The sequence below is a fragment of the Nibribacter koreensis genome, from assembly GCF_039541795.1.
In the GTDB taxonomy this organism is placed as follows: domain Bacteria; phylum Bacteroidota; class Bacteroidia; order Cytophagales; family Hymenobacteraceae; genus Nibribacter; species Nibribacter koreensis.
On the sequence record NZ_BAABGX010000001.1, the window covers coordinates 1,284,059 to 1,309,277 of the forward strand.

20 protein-coding genes and 1 pseudogene are annotated in these 25,219 nt (G+C 50.1%); 7 read left to right on the forward strand and 14 right to left on the reverse strand.

The genetic code is table 11. The features are described from left to right. Window positions 1-581: 581 nt before the first annotated feature. A complete protein-coding gene (locus tag ABD880_RS05575) occupies window positions 582-1,271 on the reverse strand; it encodes a DUF2461 domain-containing protein (RefSeq protein ID WP_345163323.1) in 690 nt (229 codons plus the stop codon). A 195-nt stretch (window positions 1,272-1,466) separates the two neighbouring features. On the opposite strand from ABD880_RS05575, the gene ABD880_RS05580 reads away from it, so the two are divergent. Then, window positions 1,467-2,003 (forward strand): hypothetical protein, encoded by a 537-nt coding sequence (locus ABD880_RS05580; RefSeq protein WP_345163325.1) that lies wholly within the window; start codon window positions 1,467-1,469, stop codon window positions 2,001-2,003. 108 nt (window positions 2,004-2,111) lie between these two features. After that, window positions 2,112-2,789: pseudogene (locus tag ABD880_RS19110) on the forward strand (DUF3885 domain-containing protein). 72 nt (window positions 2,790-2,861) lie between these two features. Here the strand turns inward: ABD880_RS19110 and ABD880_RS05590 are convergent. Continuing rightward, on the reverse strand, window positions 2,862-3,722 hold the full coding sequence (locus ABD880_RS05590; RefSeq protein WP_345163329.1) for an anti-sigma factor: 861 nt from the start codon (window positions 3,720-3,722) through the stop codon (window positions 2,862-2,864). A 2-nt stretch (window positions 3,723-3,724) separates the two neighbouring features. Beyond that, window positions 3,725-4,270: an RNA polymerase sigma factor gene (locus tag ABD880_RS05595; RefSeq protein WP_345163330.1), complete on the reverse strand. Its 546-nt coding sequence runs from the start codon at window positions 4,268-4,270 to the stop codon at window positions 3,725-3,727. A 224-nt stretch (window positions 4,271-4,494) separates the two neighbouring features. On the opposite strand from ABD880_RS05595, the gene ABD880_RS05600 reads away from it, so the two are divergent. Then, the gene (locus tag ABD880_RS05600) at window positions 4,495-5,874 is read left to right on the forward strand and encodes an NAD-dependent succinate-semialdehyde dehydrogenase (RefSeq protein ID WP_345163333.1); all 1,380 of its coding nucleotides are present in this window, start codon (window positions 4,495-4,497) and stop codon (window positions 5,872-5,874) included. On the opposite strand, the gene ABD880_RS05605 is transcribed toward ABD880_RS05600, so the two are convergent. The 3 genes from ABD880_RS05605 to ABD880_RS05615 all read right to left on the reverse strand — a co-directional run bounded on the left by ABD880_RS05605 (window position 5,865) and on the right by ABD880_RS05615 (window position 10,105). Beyond that, on the reverse strand, window positions 5,865-6,629 hold the full coding sequence (locus ABD880_RS05605; protein WP_345163336.1) for a YdcF family protein: 765 nt from the start codon (window positions 6,627-6,629) through the stop codon (window positions 5,865-5,867). The genes ABD880_RS05600 and ABD880_RS05605 overlap by 10 nt on opposite strands. A gap of 85 nt (window positions 6,630-6,714) precedes the next feature. Further along, window positions 6,715-6,939, reverse strand: coding sequence for a DUF2905 domain-containing protein (locus tag ABD880_RS05610; protein ID WP_345163338.1), 225 nt, complete (start codon window positions 6,937-6,939; stop codon window positions 6,715-6,717). A gap of 700 nt (window positions 6,940-7,639) precedes the next feature. Then, window positions 7,640-10,105, reverse strand: coding sequence for a type IA DNA topoisomerase (locus tag ABD880_RS05615; RefSeq protein WP_345163341.1), 2,466 nt, complete (start codon window positions 10,103-10,105; stop codon window positions 7,640-7,642). 309 nt (window positions 10,106-10,414) lie between these two features. Between ABD880_RS05615 and ABD880_RS05620 the strand changes: the two genes are divergently transcribed. Further along, window positions 10,415-11,830, forward strand: a complete 1,416-nt coding sequence (locus ABD880_RS05620) for a hypothetical protein (RefSeq protein WP_345163343.1) — start codon at window positions 10,415-10,417, stop codon at window positions 11,828-11,830. A gap of 72 nt (window positions 11,831-11,902) precedes the next feature. On the opposite strand, the gene ABD880_RS05625 is transcribed toward ABD880_RS05620, so the two are convergent. The 4 genes from ABD880_RS05625 to ABD880_RS05640 all read right to left on the reverse strand — a co-directional run bounded on the left by ABD880_RS05625 (window position 11,903) and on the right by ABD880_RS05640 (window position 16,396). After that, entirely contained in the window at window positions 11,903-12,565 is a 663-nt protein-coding gene (locus tag ABD880_RS05625) for a carbonic anhydrase (protein ID WP_345163345.1), read from the reverse strand. A gap of 16 nt (window positions 12,566-12,581) precedes the next feature. Beyond that, a complete protein-coding gene (locus ABD880_RS05630) occupies window positions 12,582-14,141 on the reverse strand; it encodes a SulP family inorganic anion transporter (protein ID WP_345163348.1) in 1,560 nt (519 codons plus the stop codon). Window positions 14,142-14,329: 188 nt separating this feature from the next. Next, on the reverse strand, window positions 14,330-15,715 hold the full coding sequence (locus ABD880_RS05635) for a sensor histidine kinase (RefSeq protein WP_345163351.1): 1,386 nt from the start codon (window positions 15,713-15,715) through the stop codon (window positions 14,330-14,332). A 3-nt stretch (window positions 15,716-15,718) separates the two neighbouring features. Further along, window positions 15,719-16,396, reverse strand: coding sequence for a response regulator (locus ABD880_RS05640; RefSeq protein ID WP_345163354.1), 678 nt, complete (start codon window positions 16,394-16,396; stop codon window positions 15,719-15,721). 448 nt (window positions 16,397-16,844) lie between these two features. Between ABD880_RS05640 and ABD880_RS05645 the strand changes: the two genes are divergently transcribed. Continuing rightward, window positions 16,845-19,298, forward strand: a complete 2,454-nt coding sequence (locus ABD880_RS05645) for an XrtN system VIT domain-containing protein (protein ID WP_345163357.1) — start codon at window positions 16,845-16,847, stop codon at window positions 19,296-19,298. Window positions 19,299-19,395: 97 nt separating this feature from the next. Next, window positions 19,396-20,739, forward strand: coding sequence for an exosortase N (gene xrtN, locus ABD880_RS05650; RefSeq protein WP_345163360.1), 1,344 nt, complete (start codon window positions 19,396-19,398; stop codon window positions 20,737-20,739). 87 nt (window positions 20,740-20,826) lie between these two features. On the opposite strand, the gene ABD880_RS05655 is transcribed toward xrtN, so the two are convergent. After that, on the reverse strand, window positions 20,827-22,062 hold the full coding sequence (locus ABD880_RS05655; RefSeq protein ID WP_345163363.1) for a Bcr/CflA family multidrug efflux MFS transporter: 1,236 nt from the start codon (window positions 22,060-22,062) through the stop codon (window positions 20,827-20,829). 405 nt (window positions 22,063-22,467) lie between these two features. Between ABD880_RS05655 and ABD880_RS05660 the strand changes: the two genes are divergently transcribed. Continuing rightward, window positions 22,468-23,349 (forward strand): universal stress protein, encoded by an 882-nt coding sequence (locus tag ABD880_RS05660; RefSeq protein WP_345163365.1) that lies wholly within the window; start codon window positions 22,468-22,470, stop codon window positions 23,347-23,349. A 115-nt stretch (window positions 23,350-23,464) separates the two neighbouring features. Here ABD880_RS05660 and ABD880_RS05665 read toward each other — a convergent pair whose 3' ends face one another. From ABD880_RS05665 to ABD880_RS05675, 3 genes are read right to left on the reverse strand one after another with little or no spacing between them, the layout of a single operon-like run. Beyond that, the gene (locus ABD880_RS05665) at window positions 23,465-23,926 is read right to left on the reverse strand and encodes a hypothetical protein (protein ID WP_345163367.1); all 462 of its coding nucleotides are present in this window, start codon (window positions 23,924-23,926) and stop codon (window positions 23,465-23,467) included. Then, the gene (locus ABD880_RS05670) at window positions 23,923-24,459 is read right to left on the reverse strand and encodes a hypothetical protein (protein WP_345163369.1); all 537 of its coding nucleotides are present in this window, start codon (window positions 24,457-24,459) and stop codon (window positions 23,923-23,925) included. Before ABD880_RS05670 ends, ABD880_RS05665 begins: the two co-directional genes overlap by 4 nt. Continuing rightward, entirely contained in the window at window positions 24,456-25,076 is a 621-nt protein-coding gene (locus ABD880_RS05675; protein WP_345163373.1) for an RNA polymerase sigma factor, read from the reverse strand. The genes ABD880_RS05670 and ABD880_RS05675 overlap by 4 nt, the downstream gene beginning before the upstream one ends. Window positions 25,077-25,219 lie beyond the last annotated feature (143 nt).

Consider the following 25,219-nt stretch of genomic DNA (forward strand, 5'->3'; position numbering starts at 1 on the left):
TCTACGGGCCACCGTTTTTGGCCTACTTTCTAGAAAGTAGGCCAAAAACGGTGGCCCGTTAATATTGGTTAGAAGAACACCACATTAAATATCAGTCTATTTAACATATCATTTTCAATAATGTCATTTAGATGTCTTTTTCTGTAGCTTGATCAAAAATCTCGTTTCTTATTAACCGCAGATTTAAAGAATGTGCTCCATGGCGCAAGCGTCCGCTTGTGTCCGCACGCATGCCAGATCAGGGATGTGCAATAGACAAGGGGGTGCCATTGTCTCTACAGTCTTGGCAATTGCCCAACTTCCACTTCCAATCCTTCAACCTGGAGCTCAAACATCGGATAAACCCTCTGTATGAAAACAATAAGGTTTGGTTGTAGAGATTAGAGCATCGCCTTGTCCCTTGGTCATCCCAGATTTCAAGTTAACCCTAACTGCTACGCCCAATAATTTTCCTTTTCCCTACATCTTACTCACTAGACAGAACCTTTAAAAGCCAGAAAGCCCCTCTTATTCCTAAGAGGGGCTTTCCAGAGGCCAACCTATTTTTGGCTTGTTTTGCGAGAAACAGGCTAAAAACGACTTTACACCGTTTCGGCTTTGAGTTCTTGCATGGGGCGAATGAAAAAATCATTGATGGGCTTTACCGCTTTCATGCCGGCCAGGCACTCTTCAAAAAACTGCGGGCTGGTCACCACGGCATCTGTGAAGGTATGGCTGGCGTTCCAGCTCTTGTGCCGAAGCAGTTCAATGGCCGGGTTCTCGCTGTCATAGCCCTTGGGCGTGGTCTTCAGTTTGTCGCCGCCCAGGCCTTTAAAGTATTTCTGAAAGTCGGGTGCCGCTACCAAGTCCTGCAACTCCTGCCAGTTGTAATCAATTTCCTGTCGGATGGCCTTCAACTCAGGCGCCGGTGGCATCCAAACCCCTCCCGCCAGAAACGACTGATTGTCAGGGCTTATGTGCAAATAGAATCCCGGGTTGATGGATTTTCTTCCGCCGTCTGCCATATACGCGCAAATATGATCCTTGTAAGGACGCTTATCATTGGAGAAACGCACATCGCGGTAAATCCTGAACATTAAGTCCTTGGGCTGTTGGTTGGCAACTGCAGGCTCAAACTCAGCAATGGCGGGCAGCAAGGTTTCTAAAAAAGAAATGAAGTCATGTTTAGCGGCTTCATAGCGGGCCTTATTCACTGCGAACCACTCACGGTTGTTGTTCTTTCTAAGGTCCCTGACAAAATCTAAGGTAGTAGTATCTAGGTATTTCTTCATGTAGTGTACAAGGTCTTTTTTGACCTCTCTTGAAACACGATTTGGTGATAGTAAGTTCTGTAGAAACAGCTGATCAAAGATAATCTCTGCCCCCTAGAAACAGAAAGAATCTAGGTTTATAAGTACTAAATTGCCCCTACCAAGACACCGCATCCTACTTATACTATCTAGCTAAATCCCTTCACTGTCACCTACATGCCAAATCCCATCTTTGAGATACATCTTTCTAACTTGCATTGGATCACAGAAGACCATCCCGAAACTGATTTGTGCGCCCATGGTTCTTTGTATGTCCAGATTGGGAACGAAGTAGTTTTAGACGAGGAAGCAAACAGTAGTTGGACCGTGAGTGCCACAGCCTTACTTCTGCTCAGGACCTTGGAGCTCAATCATACTAAAGACTGTCCCATCGGAGACCAACTTGTTCCTTGTTGCGGTCACACCTTATATCTAGATGAGAATACTGAAGAAGTTTATATTCTTGGATGTGCTACGGGATATAATTGGGACGTGCGCCATTCTACAGACAAAATCATCCTGAGAACTGCCAAGGGTTTACCATTAGTTATTCCTTTTACAGTCTATAAAGAAAAGGTCTTAGCCTTTGTGAGCCAAGTAGAACAATTTTACAACGTTAGTCTTCCTAAAGAATTACCTACCAATAATGATGACCGTAAGGCCTATTTAAAGTTCTGGGAAGAGTGGCACAGAAGAAGAAGCAAATGGGAGTAGCATCCTTAGGTTTAACAAAAGCATTATCTACTAATCTGAAAGTGGGATATTATTCTGCTTAAGTCACTGTTTTTACAAGTAAAAATCTTCCCCAATAAATCAGTTAGTGTGACACGCAAACTAGAATACAGGCAGTTCTTAGAGGACAACTTTAAGGGTTTGAGAATAAAATCCCCGCTCTTTTTCAATTGGCCCAACGGGTTACGGCTTAACCTGCAGATGGGTGAAACTGATACAGATGAATATTTTGAGGAGGTTCTTACACGCGCGACCGTTTTGTTTGAAGCATAGTTTAAGCCAACCGACACTATTTACCTTGTCCTTCAAGAGCGTGCAGACAAGCGGGGCAAAATAAGATTTTCAAATTACTGCTTCCATCAAATTCATGAGCTGCAAAAAGAGGAAGTGATGTATTTAAAGGTCTCTAGGTTGTATGACGCAAAAGACAAGTCAGAGTTCTGGAACGTGGCCGTAATTAAACTTAGAGTGGACAGGATTAACTACCACCAGATATTAAAGGCCATTAGCGTAGTGGATTTTCCACCCAGACAACCTAGAATTGATAACAGAGGTTTTCTCTCCAACAAACAAGTATTCTTCCTGAATATAAATCTAAGGATTATCTACCACATGTATGATGATCGTGGCTTGGACATTGTAGCAAGTAACAAAGAAACTTTATTACCTCTTTACAAGGACTTTAATAACTGGATTCTAGAAAGTAACAGGACCCAGATTGACAACAACCTGATGAAGGAAATTGATTTTGGGCTTCCCAAAATCTAGAGTTTCTAAGTCCTTATCTAGAAATCATTTTCTGCCTATTTTCCAGAAAACAGCCCAAAAACGGCCTTGACCTTAAATAGCCCCCATCACGTACATGGCGTCCAACGTTGGATTGACACTGCCACCTTTTGGTTCTAGCGTTACGGCAAAGGCCTGGGCTTTTTCTATGGTCTTCATGCGCAGCAAAACATCAGAAGAAGAGGCAACTACGCCGGCGTCTACAGGCTTGCCGTCTACCAGCGCCCAAAGTTGGTACTGTTTGTCACTGGGAGCTTTGGGCAAAGAGGCCGGGTCCAGGAAAACTTCCTTGGTCTGCTGGTTCCAGAAGACTTTGGCGGCGGCAGAGGCATGCTGGGGCGTTCCCTTTAAGGCAACGGCTTTGGTTTCTGGGTCACGCACCACGGCCAGAAAATTCTCGGTGCGGTCTGTGCGGTACTCTAGCTGGCTGGTCTCATAAGCGTACTGCTTCACAGACTGCTGGGCAATGGTCAGTTCCTGTTCTGCCTCCTTCCATTCAGAGAACAGATAAATATTGGTGGCCGTGCTGATCAAGAGCAGGATGACGGCAGCCGCGCGCATGCTGTTACCCAGGCGGCTGTGGCGGGCAAGTTGCTGTGCCTGCGTCATAGAAAGAACCTTGGCCTCTGGAGCGTCAGTTATTTGAGTAGGCGCGGTGGTATCTTGGTGGTTAGAGGCTTGTGATGCAGAAAGTTGCTGTATCTGTTGCAGGATTCTGTCTTGCAAATACGCAGGGGGCGTTTGGGCATGTTGAAGGGCATAGGCCTCTAAGGCTGCATGAGCCTCTTCCAGCGCCGCCTTCACTTGAGGGTGCAAGGCAGCCATACGGTCCACGTCTGCACGCTCCGTGTCAGTCAGCCCTCCGGCCGCGTACACTTCCAGAATCCCGGACTCTATATACTCCTGTGTATTCAACGCTATTTAATTAGTTTGGCCAACATTTTAATGGCCATGCGGGCGCGGGTTTTGACTGTGCCTAGGGGAATGTTCAAGGTTTCGGCCACTTCGGTCTGCGTATATCCTCCAAAGTACATCATGTCAATGATCACTTTTTGGTCTGGGATGAGCTTCTCCGTGATTTCCTTGATTCCAATATGGTCTGGTCTAATACCGTCACTGCTGACCATCCCCCCGGTGGCGGCCTCCTCCATGGGGTCTGTCTTTGAACTTACGCGATATTGTTTGGACCGGATTTTGTCAATGGCCAGATTCCGGGAAATGTTGAGCATCCAGGTGAACAGGCGGCCTTTTTGGGCGTCATAGCTTTCAAACGAATACCAGATTTTCACAAAGCTTTCCTGCAGTACGTCTTCTGCCACTTCTTCTACTTTTACTATGCGCAAGATTACGCCGTACAAAGCAGCGGAGTAGTTCTTATACAGCAACGCAATGGCCTTTTGGTCCTGCGCCCTCAATCGCTCTATAAGAACTTCCTCAGAATCATTTTTTACAGTAGTCTCCAAAAACAAAATGGCGTTAAGCGTAGCAATAATACATAAACCAAGTAGGAAGAAAAAAGGATAAGCACATTTTAAGCCTGTTCAGCCAAAACAAAACCTACAAAAAGTAAATTTGTTTAAAGATTTTTCATACCTGACCGTTTGAGTACGTACCTATACGGAGCCTACTAAGAAAGGACAGGTACAAACACGTATTTTTTCTTCCTGAAATCTCCAAAATCTCCACCATGCCTATTCAAACCATCAATCCATACACCAACCAGGTAGTCAAAGACTTCACACCCGCCACCACCCAAGAAATAGAGGCCGTTCTGCATACCGCACAAACCACCTTTGATGAATGGCGCACCACTACCTTCGCCCACCGCGCCCAGTTGATGCACCATGCCGGAAGCGAGTTGGACGGCAACACAGAGCATTATGCCCGGCTTATTACCCTAGAGATGGGCAAACCCCTGAAACAGTCGCGCGCCGAAGTGCAGAAGTGTGCCAAGGTCTGCCATTACTACGCAGAGCACGCCCAGGAATTCTTGCAGGACGAGGAAATAGCCACCGCCGCCACGCGCAGTTTCATTAGTTATGAGCCCATGGGCGCGGTGCTGGCCGTCATGCCCTGGAATTTTCCGTTCTGGCAGGTGTTTCGGTTTGCCGCCCCTGCCCTGATGGCAGGCAACGTGGGCATCTTAAAGCACGCCTCCAACGTGCCGCAATGCTCCCTGGCTATACAGGAAGTGTTTGAGAAAGCAGGCTTCCCGAAGGGCTGTTTCCAATCCTTGCTCATTGGGTCCAAAGAAGTAGAAACGCTCATCAAAGACCCGCGCATCAAGGCTGTGACGTTGACGGGCAGCGAGGGCGCGGGTGCCAAAGTAGCAGCAACCGCCGGACAAGAGATTAAGAAAACCGTGCTGGAATTAGGCGGCTCAGACGCGTTCATAGTATTGGCTGACGCAGACATTGAGGCCGTAGCCGAGAAAGCCGTGCAGGCGCGCCTCATCAACACCGGCCAGAGTTGCATTGCCGCCAAGCGCTTCATCATAGAGCACTCCATAGCAGAGCCGTTTTTGGCCTCTTTTAGCCAAAAGATGCAAAAACTAAAAACCGGCAACCCTTTAGAGGAAGAGAACATAGACTACGGCCCGCTGGCCAGAGTAGACCTGGCCCAAGAACTCACTGACCAGGTGGAGCGCTCCGTGAAAGCCGGCGCTCAATTACTGCTTAAAGGTGGTCAAGAGGACAAGAACAGCGCCGTGTTCCATCCAGCCATTCTTACCCACATTGAGAAAGGAAACCCGGCGTATGAAGAAGAGTTCTTCGGGCCCGTGGCGCTGGTGTTTATTGCAAAAGACGCAGAGGATGCCGTAAGAATTGCCAACGACTCTCCGTTTGGCTTGGGCGGTTCCATCTGGACCAAAGACATCAAGCACGGTCAGGAGCTGGCCAGAAAAGTAGAAGCCGGCGCCGTGTTTGTGAACGCCATAGTAGCCTCTGACCCCGCCCTGCCCTTTGGCGGCATCAAGAAATCGGGCTATGGCCGTGAGCTGTCTTATGTGGGCATCCGGGAATTTGTCAACCAGAAAACTATCTGGCTGAGCACGCCTCAGGAATAACCCAATAATTTGTAGGTGATCACCCCTACCCACTCATGGATGATGCGGGTCCAATCTCGTAAGGCCTCCGCCGTTGGTATGAGCAAATCATCAATATGGAAGCTTCTATCGTGGGTCTGAAAATCACAGGGAAACGTGTCGAAGGTCAGGCCCACTTTCTCAAAGCACCCTTGCGCGCGCCGCATATGAAACGCCGAGGTGATCAATAACAACTTCTGCAGTTCTGGATGTTGAGTTAGCAGTTCTTTGGTGAACTGGGCGTTCTCTCTGGTGTTTCGGCTCTTTTGTTCCAGTATGATGTCCTGCTGGGGAACGCCTGCAAACAAGGCGGTTTGTTGCAGGTTTTCTGCCTCGGTCCTGGCCACGTTTTTGATGGCGCCAGAACCTCCCGAGATGATGATTTTCTTGACTCTTCCCATCTTGTACAACTGCACGGCGTCCAGAATCCGCTCGGCGCCTTCCTGGTAGTGCACCCGGTCATGCGGCGATCGGTTGGGTTCAGTGACACCCGTGAGTACAATGGCAGCGTCATAGGATTTCACGTCTTTCATCAATACCGCCTCGGGCTCCCAGGCCAGCCACACCTCATTTGAGATAAACGGATTGGAAAAGATGAACAGCAGCACCAAACCTATCCTAAATGCCCACCGCTTTTTCACCTGATTCCGGGAAAACAGGCCAAAAATGAAAAACGCCATGATCCAGAGAAACGGCGACACCAGGTACTGTAACAGCTTGGAGAGAATGAAAAACATGCGGTCTATTTAAGGGCCCCAGCCTTTGGTCAAAAGCTCACTTACACAGGAGCAACTTTAGCAACTGCAGGGAAAAGGCCAATGGTTACCCAAAGAAACGCCGCACCAGCCAAAGCACCAAACTCAGGAGTACGCTAAGCAACAGCATGGTGGTAAACGGCGCGAAGACTTTGAACCCCGGCCGGTCAATGCGTACATCGCCGGGCAGTCTGCCAAACCAATCCAACCGCGGCCCTATCAACCAGATGACCAGGCCCACTACTACCAGGATGCCGCCAAGGATGACTAATGTTTTACCAATGGGTTGCATTGTGAGGGAGTTTAGGTTGTTTACCTAATGTATACGGGTTGGTAGTTGAGGCGTTTTTGGTGTGTTTTATGGGAATTAGGCGGAAAATGATGCTGCTATTAGATTAACCTGACGATTAGGTTGGTGTTACAATGGTCCATCGCCTTAAATGTCATTACTTTATTAAAGTGGCTCTGGGTACAAGTTTGGCTGTTCCCTTGGCTTTACCTCTTCTTCCGGTGCGCAATTCCGGTCTTGTTTCATTTGTTATGGTAAGCGCTCACGGCTACGGGGCCCCGTCCCGACCCTTCGTGCTGCTGTTGTTTGTGGGACTTTGTCCCTGCCGCCGCTCGCCGCAGCGCACAAACACCAGAGGCGCTCAGAACCAGGACTGGTTTGGATTCCTTTCTGGTTACGTTGTCTGGGTGCCTTAGCAGGTTGTAGGTAATGTAAGGCCCCTGTCGTGCAGACGTCACTCGTGCTGCGCACGGTTTTTTCTATCTGCTGGCACGGGACTGGCTCCAGCCTGCGGCTTGGAGCCACCATGGCGGACAGCTTGCCGGGCGTCGCAGTAGCGAAACCGTGCCTTCTTATTATGATTCCTCCCTTGAGGGAGGCCAAGGGGAGTGTTTACACTATCAAACAAGTTGTTGAATCGTGCAGATCAAAAGCTCCTCTAATCCTTTAGCCGAGGGTCAGTTGGTGGTATATGAGCAGTCCATCAATCAAATAAGTAAACCACCTTGAACTCTTCATTCAACTTAAGGGCGGCGTCAAAGCTGTTGCCGGTCTTGGGCGAGATGAAGCCTTTTATTTTTCCGGTCTTGCCCTTGAGAATCAACGAGCCAATATGGCTTTCATTAAGGGTGCGGCCGTGTAGTTCAAAGGGTACCACAAACTGGCAACCTTCCCTGAAGCGGCTACAGCCATAGGCGCTTTTACCTTTGAGCATCTGGCCTTGCTGGCACTTGGGACAGATCCAAACGGCTGGCTTTTTCTCTTTAGGTTCTGACTTTTCTGGTTGCAACGCAAAGGCTTCATCCAGAACCGCGGCGGCGTCCAGTTTTTCGCCGGAGGCAGGGTTCACCAGTCCTTTGATGACCGCGGTTTTTCCTTTCTTAAGCAAAGCCTGCACGTGCTTCTCGGTGAGCGGTTTGCCCAGCCACGTCATGGGCAGTCTAAATTGGCAACCTTCTTTGTAACGGGCGCACCCGTAGGCCTGACTGCCTTTGAGTATATGTCCGGTTTTGCAGACAGGGCAGGTACCCATACCACCAGAAGTAGCGGTTGTGGTTTTGCTCTCTCTTTTGGTTTTTAGTTCTTTTTTGGCGGGTTCTTTGGAAGCAGGTTTGGACGCCTCCATGGGTTGCAAGGTCACAGAGGAACGGTCCTGCTTTACCTCCTGTACCATATCCTCTACCAACTGTTGCAATTCGCGCAGGAATTCTGTGGCCTCAAACTCACCGGCTTCTATCTGGCGCAATTTCTTTTCCCATTGCCCGGTCATCTCAGCTGATTTGAGCGTGGGGTTTCTGATCACCTGAATCAAATCAATGCCTGTCTGAGTGGGCAGAATCTTCTTCTTTTCTTTTCTGATGTAGTTGCGCTTGAATAACGTCTCAATGATGGCCGCCCGCGTAGAAGGCCTACCGATGCCGTTTTCCTTGAGCGCTTCTTTCAACTCATCATCATCCACTTGCTTGCCGGCGGTCTCCATGGAGCGCAACAAGGTAGCCTCTGTATAGTCTTTGGGCGGACTGGTCATTTTGCGTTCCAGCAGGGGGGCGTGCGGACCGCGCTCACCGGCGTCAAAATGCGGTAGAACGGCCAACTCTTCTTCCTTTTCCTCGCCTCCTTCTGAGGAAGGTTTAGGAGCGGGCTTGGCAATGGTTTTGGTTTCTTCCTGAGCATAGACCATGCGCCATCCGGGCTCCAGAATCTGCTTGCCTTTCGCTCTAAAGGCATGGTTGGCCGCCTCGCCGTTTACCACGGTGTTGCTCACAATACAATCAGGATAAAACGCGGCAATAAAGCGCTTGGCCACCAAGTCAAATACCTTGGCCTCGGTGCCAAACAAATTACCCGATGCAGCCCCCGTGGGGATGATGGCGTGGTGGTCTGTGACCTTGTTGTTATTGAATACCTTAGCCGACTTCCTAATTTTCTTCCCCTGCAATTCCTGCGTTAAATGGTTGTACTCGCGCAGGCCGCTCAAGATGTTAGGGATTTTGGGATAGATGTCGTCGGGCAAATAGGTGGTGTCTACCCTAGGGTAAGAAACCACCTTCTTTTCATAGAGGCTTTGCACGGTTTTAAGCGTCTCATCCGCAGACATGCCAAACTTATTGTTACACTCTACCTGCAAGGAGGTTAAGTCAAAAAGACGCGGTGAACTCTCTGTGCCCTTCTTGGTTTCTACGTCCTTGATTTCAAACTCAGAGGGCTTGATCTGCTCTAGAATGGCAAGTGCTTTTTCTTCATCTTTAAACCGACCGTTGGTGCTACTAAAAGTCACATCGCGGTAGATGGTTTTCAGTTCAAAGAACGGCTCTGGTCTAAAGTTGAGAATCTCTAAGTGGCGTTGCACGATCATGGCCAGCGTAGGCGTCTGCACGCGGCCTAGAGAAAGCAGTTGTCTACCCTGCGCGTACTTTAAGGTAAAGAGGCGCGTAGCGTTAATGCCCAGGAGCCAATCCCCAATGGCGCGGCTTCTGCCGGCCTGGTAGAGCTGGTCAAATTCTTTGCCGTCGCGCAGTTTAGAGAATCCTTGTCTAATCGCCTCTTCTGTTAAAGAAGAAATCCATAAACGTTTGACGGGTTTGCGGCAACGCGCCTGGTACAAGACCCAGCGCTGAATCACTTCTCCCTCCTGCCCGGCATCCCCGCAATTGATGACTTCGTCTGCGTTGTCAATGAGTTGCTTAATGACTTTAAACTGCTGGGCTACGCCCTTGTTCTGGATGAGCTTGATGTCAAACTTCTCAGGCAACAGCGGCAGGTCTGGCAAGTGCCAGCGTTTCCAGTGGGGGTTGTAGTCATCTGGCTCGTTGAGTTGGCAGAAGTGCCCGAACGTCCAGGTGACCTGATAGCCATTGCCTTCAAAATATCCGTCTTTCCGGCTATTGGCGCCAATGACATGGGCAATTTCACGGGCTACGCTGGGTTTTTCGGCAATGCAGACTTTCAAGGTATTTACGGGAAAACAGGTCAAAAACGAATCTCAAAGATACGCATTTTTACCCGCGTGAACCAGTCAAAATACCAGCATAAAAATATAGAACTATTACTATGTCATGGCAAGAAAACTTTTACTACATCATCCATTTTAGCCACTATGATACAACCTGTTACTAACTATAAAACAACTTTTACATGCTACATCAAAAATGAATATTTTGCACATAACCATTAACCCCTGCCTGCTACCCTCGTATTAGTTTCTACGGCCCTGTAAGGCTAGTAAGAAACCATCTTTCACCTTAAACTAACATACACTATGAGAAATCGCGAGCATTCTGGTTTTGATACTTTTAATACGTATCGTTCTGGGCATGAGAATTCTGGTCGTCAACATTGGGGTAGCCTAGGCAACCGCGAAGAAGGCCAAGGCACACCAGATTATCATGGACACAGCGGGGTATCTAGCCGCAGCAGTGAAAGCCCATACAGCAGTCAATCATCTAATTACGGAGGCAACCAGGCACAAGGAAGCCAAGCAGGCCGCACCAGCGGCTGGAGCGGCCACTCCATGCAAAACCAAGGAGGATCTGGCTCATCTAACTATAGCTCAGGCCAAGGCGGCTACGGTTCTTCACAACACCAGGGAGACTCCAGAAGCTACGGACAGGGAAGCCATGGCTCTTACGGATCTGACTCTTCTAACAGAGGCGGCTCTTCTAACTATGGATCTTCAAACTATGGATCTTCAAACTATGGGTCGGGCTACGGTTCCGGCTCTTCTAATTACGGCTCTTCCATGGGCAGCGGCTCCTCTCAGCAAAGAGGATCGTATGGTCAGTCTGGCAACAGCTACTCTGGCTCTTACGGCTCATCTTCGCCTAGCAGCGGCTCTAGCTATGGACGGTCCTCTTCTTACGGACAAGGCAACTCAGGCATGGGTGCCGGTTCTACCCGTTCTTCTAACATAGGCACCTACGGCGGGGCCAGATCTGGCTATGCCGGCTCTTCTTCTGGCAGCAACCCAAGCGGCGGCGCCATGGACAGAGGCAATGCCTATGGCAACTTTGGATCTACCAATGACTTCCAGGGATCTGGTTCTTCTAACTACGGTTCTGGCTCTACCCATTACGGCGGATCTAGCCAAGGCTTAGGAAGCCATGGTGGCTCATCGCAGTACGGAAGATCATCTCAGAACCCATCCTCCGGTTCATCTAACTACGGCGGGTCCTATGGCCAGAGTGGTTCTTCTTCTTACGGCGGCTACGGTTCTGGTACAGGTTCTTCTTATGGACAGTCAAGCAGACCCGGAAGCTATGGACACTCAGACTATGACCGCAGCCACTCCAACCAGTACGGTACTGGCCACAGAACCTCTGGCTGGATGAACGACTCTGACCATGACTACGCCCAGTATAGCCATGGCAACGCCAATGAAAACCGTTACTCAGATGACTACAGCCACCCTAACAACATGAACAGAAGCAGCATGGGTAGCCAGTATGAGCAAGACCGGTACAGCCAAAACCGCGACAATTTTAACCGCTATGACAATGACCAGGAAGAAGGCTTCTTTGAGCGCATTGGCCACGGCATTAAGGATGTCTGGAACAGCATAGCCGGCGATGATGATAGAGACAATGACAATAACCGTCGTTATGACAGCGATAACCGTTCTTCTGCGGGCGGACCTCCTTATAACTACGGATCTGGCGCGAACACTCCTGGGTGGTAAGCAGCCTTTTGTAGATAAAAAAAGCCCCGCTAATCTTAGCGGGGCTTTTTTGTGGACCAACATTATGAATAATTATTGCATTCCGTAGATGTGCTCAAAGCGCTTGATCATTTTAGTCTGCACGTTGAGGTTTTTAAGGATACCATCATGCAGGTCATACACTAATCCGTGCAATTGAGGCGGCTCCTCGTTCTTCATGGCATTCTGAATAATGGAGGTCTTGGACAAGTTCATCACCTGCTCAATCACGTTCAGTTCCACCAGCCTTCTCAGGCGCTGGGCTTCATCTGTGATCTCATTAAACTCATCTTCATGCAACCTGATCACGTCTTTGATGTTGGTCAACCAGTTGTCAATTAAGCCAAACTGCTTGTCACTGGCTGCCGCGGCCACGCCACCGCAACCATAGTGCCCCACCACCATGATGTGTTTTACCTTTAATACCTCTACGGCGTACTGCAACACAGACAGCAGGTTCACGTCTGTGTGCACCACCATGTTGGCGATGTTACGGTGCACAAACATCTCACCGGGGGCGGTACCAGAAATATGGCTGGCCGGCACGCGGCTGTCTGAGCAGCCAATAAACAAATACTTAGGGGCCTGTCCTTGGGCAGAGCGCTCAAAGAAGCCTGGGTCATTCTGCTTTTTGCTTTCTACCCACTCACGGTTACCCTTAAAGATGCGCTCCATGTCTGGGTGCATAGGGTTGTCATTATTAAGAAGTTCTTCCATAATACGTTTTACTTTTTTAGTGTACACTCACGGCCGATACAGAAGGGATGTCACGCAAGGTTAAGCGTATGTCCTTTTCTGCCGCAACCGTTTTAAAATCTTCAATGGCCTCTAGAACGTCATAGTCAATGTAGGTAGACGCTGAGCCGTCAATCAGCACGTCGCTGTCTTCTGGGAGATGGTGCAAGGTGAGCGCTACGCTGGCTTTGTTTAAGAAGGTAACGTTCTCACTCAGTTTAATGTGAATCTGCTCGCCTTCACGGCCTTCTACCTTATGGAAGAAGTACGGCGTCTTGTAGTTGGCCTTAAGAATGTAGAAGATGCCTACCACCAAACCAATAGAAATACCTTTCAACAGGTCAGTGAACAAGATGGCCACAATGGTAATGATGAAGGGCAGGAACTGGTCTGAACCCAGTTTCCATTGGTTCTTATACAAGGCTGGCTTGGTCAACTTAAAACCTACCACCAACAAGATGGCGGCCAGCGCGGCCAGTGGCACGTACTTCAATACATCCGTCAGGAACAGGATACTCATCAACAAGAAGATGCCATGGAAGAAACTAGACAGCTTGGTTTGGCCACCAGCGTTCACGTTAGCCGAGCTACGCACAATCACCGCCGTTAAAGGAATACCGCCAATCAAACCGCTCAACATGTTTCCTAACCCTTGGGCCTTCAGCTCGCGGTTGGTGGGCGTGTTGCGCTTGTGCGGGTCCAGCTTGTCTACCGCTTCTACGCTTAGCAAACTTTCAAGGCTGGCCACAATGGCCAACGTGAAGGCCAGCATGTAAACGTCTGGACTGGTCAGGACAGAAAAATCAGGGAACCTAAGTTCAGCTAACAAGGAGGCTGGACTAGTGATATTTGGCAACTGCACCAGGTGCGTGTCTGCAATAGTCAAGGTGGGCAGTGAAGACTGGAACAAGAAGTTCAAGACAATAGACAATACCACGGCAATCAATGCGCCCGGTACCAGCTTAAACGCCTTAATCCTTTGCATAAACGGACGCTCCCACAGCAGAATAACCGCCAGAGAGACCAAGCCCACGATTAAGGAACCCACCTGGATCCGGCTAAAGGCGTAGCCAATCTCTGAGAAGGTGTTTCTACCGTCTGACTGGAAGAAATCCAGGTTCCCTAAGAAGTCATCATCGGCGCCCAGAAAATGCGGAATCTGCTTAAGAATCAAGATAAGGCCAATGGCCGCCAACATCCCTTTGATTACTGAAGAAGGGAAGTACAAACCGATGATACCAGCCTTTAGATAACCCAGAACAATCTGGATCACCCCTGCCAACACCACTGCTGCCAAAAAGGCCTCAAAGGTTTGCATCTGGGCAATACCGTTCACTACAATCACCGTAAGGCCGGCTGCCGGCCCACTAACGCTTAATTGCGAACCACTGGCCCAGGACACCACCAGACCACCCACCACGCCGGCAATAAGGCCAGAGAAAAGCGGCGCCCCAGAGGCAAGCGAAATACCAAGGCAAAGCGGAAGTGCCACCAGGAACACCACCAAACCTGCAGAGAGGTCTTTGCCAATTGAATCAAATAATTTTTTTTCTTTCATATGCCCTTCTTCACAGTATTGTAGATTGCAAAAGGAGCCCAAGCACATGCCTGGGCTGCCAATTAATTCCACAAAGGTGAGGGCGGGAGATTAAGACCGAATTAAAGCCACATTAAAATTCGATTAAAAAGGACGATATACATGACTCATTTTTGGCCTCATTCCTTAAAAATAGCCCAAAAATGAGGTTACAGTTGGTACACTAAATGAAGCTTAGGGAAGGAAAGAACCACCTCGGTTCCTTTGTTCACCTGGGAGTTTACCTGAATGCTGCCCCGGTGAAGTTTAATGATTTTCTCTGCCAGGGGCAGGCCAATGCCGTGTCCAGAGATGTCACGCACGTTCTCTGCCCTAAAGAAGGGTACAAACACCTTGCGCACGTCTTCTGGCGTCATGCCTATGCCTTGGTCACGGATCTTTAACACCAAATCACGGTTCTGCACCTCAATGGAAACGGCAATGGGTGCGTCTTTCACAGAGAACTTACTAGCGTTCTCCAACACGTTGACCACGGCAATCAGTAGCAAGGCATCATTCCCCCAGATTTGCAGTTCCTTTTCATCTTCGGGCATGTTTTCAAACTGCACATCCAGCATAATGGAAGGTGTTCTTTTTTTGGCTTCAGAGCAGGCCTGCCACACCAGTTCATCCATTTGCAAGGCCGCCATAGGTACTTTAGAGGAGTCTGTACTGGCCTGCACCATTTGCAGTAGACCGTTGGAAAGCTGCGCCAGCAGATGCGCATCCTCCAGGGTGGATTGCAGTACGCGCTTGTATTCTGGGGCTTCACGGTCTTTCATGAGGGCCACCTGCAACTCGCCAATCATGGCGGTGAGCGGCGTGCGTAGCTCATGCGAGGCACTGTAGACAAAAGTGCGCTGGGCTTCAAAGGCTATCTCAATGCGGTCCAGCATCTTATTAAAGGTCTGGGCCAACTGAGCCACCTCATCGGTGCCCTGGCCTTGGGTTAAACGCAAGGAAAGGTCTGAGGCGTTGATCTTCTCAACCTCAGAAACCACTCTTAAAAATGGCTTAAGAGCGGCGCGGGCAAAGATCCAACCGGTCACCACCACCACCACCATGGCCGCCACAAACCCAGAGACCAATATGACCAGCAGGTTTTGCAGGGTGCTTAGGTTGTATAAATCCACTGAAGAAGCTAAGATGATATGTGGCTTGTTGCGGTGCATGTACCTAATGCCCACCAACTGCCGTTTATTCCGCATCTCACGCACTTCGCCCTTTTCCAGAATTTCTGCCAGCAGTTGGTCCGTCACGCCTAAATTTCCTTCACCTTCGGCAAAAAGCAGTTTCTGGTCCTGGTCATAGACGCGCACAATCTCGCGGGGTAGCATCTGGTAGTAGAGGCGTTGGTCCAAGGCATGCTGCTGTTCACTAACGGTGTCGGCGTCCAGGACAAAATGGGCGGTAGCGTAGGCCCTGTTCAAGATACGGCCGTCATAGTCGTTCTTGCGGGACAGGGAGCTGAAGTAATAGACCGTAAGGCAGAAGAGCAACAGAATGCCGGCAATGATGCCAGAAAACTGGAGCATCAGTTTGGTTTTAATCTTCATACCCTATTCCATCTCCTTTAACACGTAGCCCATGCCCACCAGCGTATGAATGAGCTTAGGCGAAAAATCCTTGTCTACTTTCTTGCGCAGAAAATTGATGTACACGTCTATCACGTTGCTGCCGGTGTCAAAGGACGTCTCCCAGACCTGCTCAATAATGTCTACCCTGGACACCACCCGTTCTTTGTTGCGCAACAGGTAATACAGCAGGGCAAACTCGCGGGCGGTTAAGGAGATGGGCACGCCACTACGGGTGACGGTCTTTTTCTGTACGTCCAGCTCCAAATCAGCCAACTGCAACACCTCACTAGAGACGTTTTCCTGCACCCGCCTGGTCAAGGCCCGTATTCTGGCCAACAGCTCCTGAAACTCAAACGGCTTGACCAAGTAATCGTCGGCGCCCGAGTCCAGGCCCAGGATCTTGTCATCTGTACTGCCCAGGGCCGTGAGCATGAGAATGGGCAGGGTCTGGTTCTGTTGCCGGATGGTGCGGCACACCTCTACCCCGTTCATGCGCGGCAGAATCACGTCCAGGACCACCAGCGCATATTCATTCTCCAGGGCGAGTTTGGCTCCGTAAAAACCGTCATAGGCCAGGTCTACCTCATAGGTCTGCTCTTCCAGGCCTTTCTTGATAAAGGCGCTTACCTTGGGTTCATCTTCAATGAGCAGTATTTTCATGGGTCCTTACTAAGTAGAAATCAACGCTAGTTTGGCAAGATACAACCTACGCGTTTTTAGGCAATGCTTCTAAGTATTTTGTACGGCGGGCAGGTTTCCGTTTTTGGCTTGTTTTCTAGAAAATAGCCCAAAAACGGAAGGCGTTATCAGCTCAGCGGCCTTTATCCTACCAGCCTTGACAAGCTCATATTAGAATTTCAAAATATTTTAGGCAACCTCTTGCCAGCAGAAGAAGTATTATTAACTTTGAAACACAAAGTACTTTATACAAACTCAACTAAAAAACTAGTACAGTACATACCTATTATATTCTCTATTTCTAGATGGCAGATGTATGGTCAAAACAAGAATACGCTCCTACCTCTACACAGCTATGAACAACACCAACCAATAGTGATATCCCTAACACAGACCCAATCCCTATCCTAACCACCAAATTTTTTTGCTTATGAACTTTGAAACACAAAGTACTTTACAAAAACTAGAAAATAAGTCAGAGTCCTCCTCTCCTCTGGGCACTTCCAGCAGAACACTCCTGATCACGGGGTACGCCTTCATCTGTTTCTCCTTTCTCATTTTCATGCTCCCTGACTGGGGCATTGCCTCTGAAGGCCATGACCCCATGGTCAACTTCTTTGTGAACTATGCGTTTGCGGCGCTGTATCTTTTCATATTGTTTTTTTCGCCCAGCGTTAAAATCAGGCATCTAGTAAAGCAAGCAGACTACCTGTTCCTGTTTCTGGTCATGGGCCTGATCAGTTGCTTCTCCCTGAACCGCGACCTGCCCATCTTCCAGAAATCGGTGGAATGGCTGCAGGTGGTTCTACTGGTTGTCTCTCTGGCCATGATGGCCTACCCGCTTAGAAAGTCCTTGCCGTACCTCCTGCGCCAGGTTTTGCTGCTCCTACTGGGCGCAGGCTTGGTATTATTTACCTACTTTGCCTTGTACCTACTGCCGTTTTACCTGGTGGGCACCATTGGGGCTATTGCCTTGGGCATTGGCCTGCACATCTTCATCCCGGCCTGTACGGTGGTCCTATTGTTTCTAGCCCTTGGCAGAGAATGCCGGAAAGATCCTTCGCTAAAGATTGGCGTCATCACGGGCATGGCCATTCCAATCATCACCGCCGTGGTGTTTCTAGTCATGTGGCAGGACGGCAAAAACTCCATCCAGAAACTCTTGAACGAACAACAAATCTCCCAGACCCAGGACCTGCCGCGTTGGGTATCTTTGAGCCAGAACCTGTCGGCCAACCCTATTCATGAGCGCCTTATTAAAACAGACCTGGTGTACCAGGCCGTAGCCGATGAATTTGCACCTTTCCAGTTCCCGGAGAAGAATTTTGACGAGCTCATGCGCCATGACCCGCTGGTCATTCTGGCCACGCGCCTACTAGGCAAGCCCAACCTGGAAACTAACGAGCGCGTGAAGATCTTGGAAAGCATGTATGACGCCCGCCACCATGCCCAGGAGCGGCTCTGGTCAGGAGATCACTTGGGCACCAGCAACGTCATCACGCAGGCCCAAATCTTTCCTGAATACCGCCTAAGCTACACAGAAAAAACCCTTACCGTAGACAACCATAAGCCAGGCAGTTGGGGGCAGGAAGAAGGCATTTATACGTTTTATCTGCCCGAGGGAAGCGTAGTCACCTCTTTGTCGCTTTGGATAAACGGCATAGAAGAGAAAGGCTACCTGACCACCCAAAGCAAAGCCGACACCGCCTACAAAACCATCGTGGGCGTGGAGGCCAGAGACCCTTCTGTGGTGCACTGGCAGGAGGGCAATACGGTGAGTGTGAGGATTTTCCCGGTGTTACCGCAATCCAGCAGAAGGTTTAAGATCGGCGTCACTTCTCCCCTGCGTCAAGAAGGGAACGAGCTGATCTATGAGAACATCTACTTTGACGGACCATCCGTGCAAGGTGCTTCAGAAACTATTGCCCTGCGCGTTGAAAACGGAACTGCTAATTTAAACGTGCCTGCTTCGTTTGAGTCTAAGCAACCAGGGCATTATACAAGGTACAGTTCTTATGAGCAGGATTGGAGCGTTTCTTTGCCCGTGACTCCGCTTAGTGCCCAAGGCTTCACGTTTGGCGGCTTTAGCTACCAGTTACAACCGCACGCGCCCGTGTTGGAACCGTTCCAAGCCACTGAAGTCTACCTAGATGTAAATGCCGCCTGGACCGAACATGAGTGGGACACGGTTTGGCCTCTGTTGAAAGATAAAACCGTGTATGTGTATGCCAATGAAATGACCCGGCTCACCGAAGCTAACCGCGACCAGCTGTTTAGCCTCTTGCAGCAGCAGACGTTTTCGCTCTTCCCGTTGCACCATATCAAAAACCCAGCCCAGGCCTTGGTCATCAGCAAAGGAACCGGCACCTCACCCAATTTCAAGGACATCAAGGACAGTCGTTTTTCAGCTAATTTCTCAAAAACAGCCCAAAATCGGTTCGCCGTAAGATACTTCAACATTGGGCACCAATTGTCCCCGTATGGCAAGACCCTCAGAGAATTAAAGCTGTTGCAGTACACCCAGGGTACGCTGTCAGACCTGAACCAACTACTCACCAAATCACAGTTCCCGGCGGCCCTGCAAGATCCTAATGCCGTGCAACTAGCCGAGAGTGGCTTGAAGATTGTCAGAACCGTGGCGGACAAAGAAATACCAGCCAATGGCCCTGACCACTTGATGCGTCTCTTTGCCTACAACCATCTGTTACAGCAGATCGGTCCAAAGTATTTTGAGAAGGAGTACCTGGAGACACACCTCATTGACGAAGCCGCCCAAGCCAACGTGGTGAGTCCGCTTTCCAGCTTGGTGGTGTTAGAGCAACAAGAAGATATGAGCGCTTCGGGATTGAGAAAAGCAAGGACAGCCTGGGCAACGCCAGCGTGAAGTCCTCTGGGGCCGTGCCCGAGCCGCATGAATGGGCGCTCATCATCCTGGTCATTGTGCTTGTCACTATCTTCTCGCTTAGACCCTCTTTGCTGTCATGAGCATGAACACGCAGTGGCCGGCGCTTGCGTGGCAGAAGCACCGCCTGAACCTGCTGGTGGTGACTGCCTATGCCGTGGTGGCCTACCTTTTTCTGAGCGAATACCTGCTCTGGGACGCGCAGTGGGTATTGGGTTTGCTGCTGCTGCCGCTTGTGGCTTTGCCTACCGGCCAGCGCAAGCCCTCTTATGTGTTACTAGCCGGGACGCTCCTGCTTTTGGCCCTGGCCGCGTTCTACCAAATCACTACGGTTTACTTTTTTGCCTTTGTGCTGGCGTGTTGGTTTGCGGCCCAGATGTTGGTGGGCAAGATAAGCGTGTATCCGTTTCTCATGCTATTGGTGGTCTCGCCCATCTTCACGTACGTGGCAGACATCCTGAGTTTTCCGTTGCGTTTGCAGTTAACCCAGTGGGCGGCGGGGCTGCTACGGCTACTTTATTCTTCAACAGAGGTGGCAGGCAACATTTTGTTGGTCAACGGGGAGGAGTTCTCCGTTGACCCCGCCTGCGCGGGCCTGAACATGCTCTCCTTCTCGCTGACGATGGCTATTTTGGTCCTGGCCCACTTGCAACGCACCCATCAAAAAGCATGGCCGCTGTGGCTCTCTTTTGGCTTACTGGCAGGCATGGTGGTGTTGAATGTGGCCAGCAACTTGTTGCGCATTCTGGTATTGGTCCTGTTTAAGATAATGCCAGACCAGGTGATGCATGACGTGGTAGGCATGGCCTGCCTTATTCTGTATGCCGTGCTTCCCTTTTACTTTCTGGCCAGGCACCTGCATCAGAAACTACCTGTACAGCCCGTCCTTTCTGAACCGTCCGGGTTTAAAAAGCCAGCTTCTATTTTAAGTCTGAATGTCATCTTGCTCCTGTTGTTCATTGGCGCTGGCCTGCGTCTGCAAAAGAAAGTGGACCCCATGGCCCAGGCGCCCGCAGAGGTGGCAGGCTTTACGCAAGAGGCGCTGCCCAGCGGCGTCCGGAAGATCAGCAGCCCAGAAACGCTCATCTATGTAAAACCCATCCGGGCATTTTACTCCACAGAGCACCATCCGCTTATCTGTTGGGAAGGCAGTGGTTACCTGTTCAAGCACGTACAAACCAGGCTAGTCACTGGAAGGGAAATCTACGTGGGACAATTAGAAAAAGGGAAAGACCGACTCTACACGGCCTGGTGGATGGACAACGGCACCTACCAGACCATCACCCAGTCTGACTGGCGCTGGCGCATGTTCATGGGCGAGGCTCCGTTCCAGCTGGTGAACGTGACGGCCAGCTCAGAAGAACAGTTGACTAGTTCTGTGAAGCAACTACTTAGGACTAATTCCTTGGCCTTAGGTAAATAGAAAAACTTTCAAGGTAACAATAAGACGCCCTCCCGTTTTTGGTCTGTTTTCCAGAAAATAGCTCAAAAACGGGCGGGCGTCTTTTTGTTACAGATTTGTTTCTTCAGACAGCCCTCCAGAATTAGAATTGCTTGTATGACGCTTCACCCAGTTACCGCCTAGTAAAAGGATAACTAGCCCCGTGACCGTACAAAGCGCCATGACCAGCACCATGGGCAGCGCCGTACCATTGTGCAGAAGACTCACCGCCGCCGACACCAAGGCTCCCACGCCCATGCGCAGACTGCCCATCAAGGCGGCGGCACTACCCGCATGCCGGCTGAAAGGTGCCAGAGACAAAGCAGATGAATTGGGACTGGTTAATCCTTGTCCGCTCAAGAACAGAAACAGCATCACAAGGAGGCTTGTGATGGAATACCAATCGGCGTAGACGCCATAGACTAACAGCGCACCAATGAACGTCTGATACAGCAAACCGGCTTTAATGATCTGTTCACTGGTGTATTTGCGCAGAAAGAGGTGGTTTAACTGTGGGGAGCCAATCAAGGCCACAGAAAGAATCGCGAAGATCCAGCCATACTGTTGTTCGCTCACCTTGTAAATGTTCATGAACACATCTGGTGAGCCCGCTATGTACGCAAATGGGCCCGCCGCCGCTATGCCTCCCACCAGGCTGTACACTAAAAACTGCGGATGCCGCAGGACCAGCCAGAAGTTAGACATGACCGCCTTCGGCTTTAAAGACATAGACGGGTCTGCCGGTTTTCCTTGGGGCAACACAAAGTAAATGCCCAGCAAGATGAGCGCGGTGATAAGGGCCAGAATGATGAAGACGGCGTGCCAGCCAAACGTGGCGGTGACGTAACCACCCACCGTAGGCGCCACCATAGGTGACACGGCAATGACCAGCGTGAGCGTAGAGAAAACTTTGGCTGTTTCTTTAACCGGGAATAAGTCGCGCACCAAGGCCTGCGCCGCCACCATGCCCGCACACCCCCCAATGGCCTGCAAGAACCGCATGGCAATGAGCGCGTCTACAGAGCTGGTAAAAGCACACCCAACAGAGGCCAGAATGTACAAGACCATGCCCGCGTACAGCGGCGTTTTTCTGCCATATCTGTCCAGCAAGGGCCCATACAGCAACTGTCCCGCCGAAATCCCGATTAAGTACGCCGTGAGCGACAGTTGAACCTGCGAAATGGTGGTCTTGAGGTCTTGGGCAATGGCTGGAAACCCCGGCAGGTACATGTCAATAGAAAACGGACTGACCGTACACAGCGCCCCCAAGATTAAGATGATGTAGAAATGCTGTTTACGCGTCATAAAAAAGAGCAAAAGGCAAAGGTACGCCAGAAATAAAGAGCATGGGGCCATGAGCCTCACTTGTTACCTTGCCCTGAGGGTTTCTACCGGTATACCACTTTGTGTTTAGGCAGGTTGGTGCGGGAGAAAGGTTTCGGGGTGACGAGGTAAAGGCGCTAAATGGTACCTTATATTCTGCGTTGGCTACAGATGAAGAATCTCGTTTTTTGCCTGAAATCTAGAAAACAGGGCAAAAACGAGCCTCTGGCTGATGCAGGTTAAAAGGCGGCGGTCATGCGCTACGGAGAATATGACAAAAATCATATGTACCGCTAAGCTACCTCATCATTTTGGCGCCGCCTTGGCAGTACTTTTGAAATGTGTTACAGGCAGGTCTGTAACAGTCCGCACCAAAAATCAACTTGTATGAAAACCATCCTTACACCCACCGACTTTTCCCCGAATGCTGTCAATGCCATCACCTATGCCGCCCAACTGGCCTCTGAGGTGAGAGGTAAACTAATTTTGGTTCACGCGCTGCCGTTCCCAACGGGCATTACCCCGGTAGAGGCCGGCGTCATCAACCCGCAAGTGGCCCTGAAGCAAGCGTATGTGCAGGAACTGGAAAAACTGTCTAAGACTTTGCGTCTGGAGAACGGATTTAGGTTTGAGGTAGAAACCTATTGTGAGGAAGGTCCTTTGTACCAGTGCATGGGCAAGTTGGCCGTGCAACACCAGGTAGACATGATTGTGATGGGCACCAAGGGCGCTACTGGCTTCTTGCAGAAACTGGCCGGCACCAACGCCTTAACCATCATGCAACAAGTGCACTGCCCGGTGCTGGTGGTACCAGCCACGGCCAGATACAATGGCATGCAGAAGGTAGCCTACGCGTCTGACTTTGAAAAAGAAGAAAGCATTTTCTTGCAGCAGCTGTTCCCGCTGCTGTCTCCTTTCAAGCCAGAGGTGGACGTCTTGAACGTGCAGGCAGATGAGCAGTTGAACATTGTGGCAGACGGCCAGATCATCCAAGAGATTGCCGCCCAGCACACCAACCTTACCGTGCAGATTAAACAAGTAAAGGCTGCTTCTGTCTTGGCGGGCATTAAACAATACACCAAAGAAACCCCGGTGCAGTTACTGGCCGTTGCCATAGAACAACGCAACTGGCTAGAAGCGCTTTTCCATCACAGCGTATCTGCGCAACTGGCCTTTGGCAGCAACCTGCCCCTGTTAGCCTTGCCGCAGACGCCGTACCGGGCGGTAGCGTCTAAAACCGCTGCAAGAACTGAAGCCGCTATAGCCTAAGCGGGGGTAAGCTTACTTTTTTTCATCAGAAGGTTAAATAGCAGAAATCCCTTCGTTTTTGGCCCGTTTTCTAGAAAACGGGCCAAAAACGAAGGGATTTCTGCTGGGCATTCGGCTACTTTCTGGGGGTTTCGGTCCTTCTTCTCAATTCCATCATCACCCGGCGCCTGATCTGCGCCTCGGCCCTGAACATGGCCATGACCTGCTGGGGCGTGAGGACAGTCTTAAACTCTGTGTAGTAGTTCTTCCGGACGGTGCTCATTTTAACGGCGTTGTCTAGTTGCTGCGTGACCAGTTTATCTGCCTCTTCTGCCGTCAAGTTGTTGATGTTGGTTGCCGGTCCTTTCATCTGGCGGTTCAGATGAAGGGCCATTACCTCTGCGTCATAGCGTTTATAGATGGGACTCAAGGCTTTCATCTTCTCGTCATTCAAGAGCAGGGTCTTCTGGATCTCTTGCAGCTTGGCCTGCGTAAGGCGCTCTTGCAGGCGCGGGTTGTTTCTAAGGTTCTGGGCCTGCGCATGCAAGGTAAGCAGCAAGGCGGCGGTGAGCGTCAAGTATTTTATTAGTGTTTTCATGGTAGTAGGGATTCTTCGTACACGTAAGTTTCTGATGCAGCCATAGCAGCCAGCTCTGCCAATTCCTGGTCTGTGAGCGCGGCCAGGAATTTGTCCAGCGACTCAGCTTTCTCTGGTTTAGGCGTTGGGTCTGGGACGGCTGCTCGGGTCTGTTTCTGGCCTTTTGCCTGTGTTTTTGCTTCTTCCTTATTTACTGCGACGTACTTTTCCTGGGTCACCGATACTGACGTGACAGGCTCATTTCTCTCTACCGGTGTAGCGGCCGGCGCAGGTTTTACTTCTGTTCTGACCAATGCGGGTGGTGATGGCTGAGGCTTTTTCAGGAGATAATAACCCGCCACCAGCAAAAGCGCCAGACTGGCCGCCACTGCCCAGCTGTAGCCTCCCCAAATGGTTTTAGATTTGGTGGTAGTTAGGGCTTCGCGGCGCTTAGCTTCTTGCAGCGTAGCCTGCGTGATGCCCTCAAAAAAACCGGCGGGCACTTGGTAGGGCATGGCCTTATTCTCGTTTACTAGGTCAAACTCCTCGTTCATACTTCCTTCATCATAAAAGCCTTCACTTTACTGCTGGCCAGGTGGTAATTGGTTTTAAGCGTAGAGACGGAACAGTCCAGAATCTTGCTTATCTCATCATAAGGTAGGTCATCATAGTAGCGCAGGTTAAACACCAGGCGCTGTTTCTGGGGCAACCGCAGGATGGCCTCTTGCAGCTGCACCAGAATCTGGTCACTTTCTGGCCCGGTGGTGTCATGGAGGGTGTGCACCAGTTTTTCGTCAATTTCTTGAAAAGAGGCCAAAAACCGTTTGCGCTCTTTCAGTAACCGAAGGCACTCATTGGTGGCCACTCGGTACAGCCAGGTGTAAAGTTTGCTTTCCCCCTCAAACGTGTGCAAGTGTTTGTACACATTGATAAACGTTTCCTGCAACAGATCCTGGGCGTCTTCATGGGTCACCACCAACCGCCGTATGTGCCAGTAAATCCTTACGTTATACCGGTCCATCAACAGCGTAAAGGCGCGGTCTTTGGTAGAGGCGTCCCTAAACAAAGCCAGAACCTGCTCATCTGTCAGCTCGCTCATTCCAATGGGTTGGTAAATAAATACGTCATACTGCTTAGAGGCTAAACGGCACGAAAGGTTAAATGCTGCCACCCTAAATTTGTTCTTATCCTTTGTAAAAGCATATACAGCAAGTGGCCACGGCAAAAAAATATTACTTGGAGCCATTTAACCTATCGGCTTTACCTATCTCTAAGGAACATACAAGCTTGAAGCGGCAATCTTCTCCGCTTTTT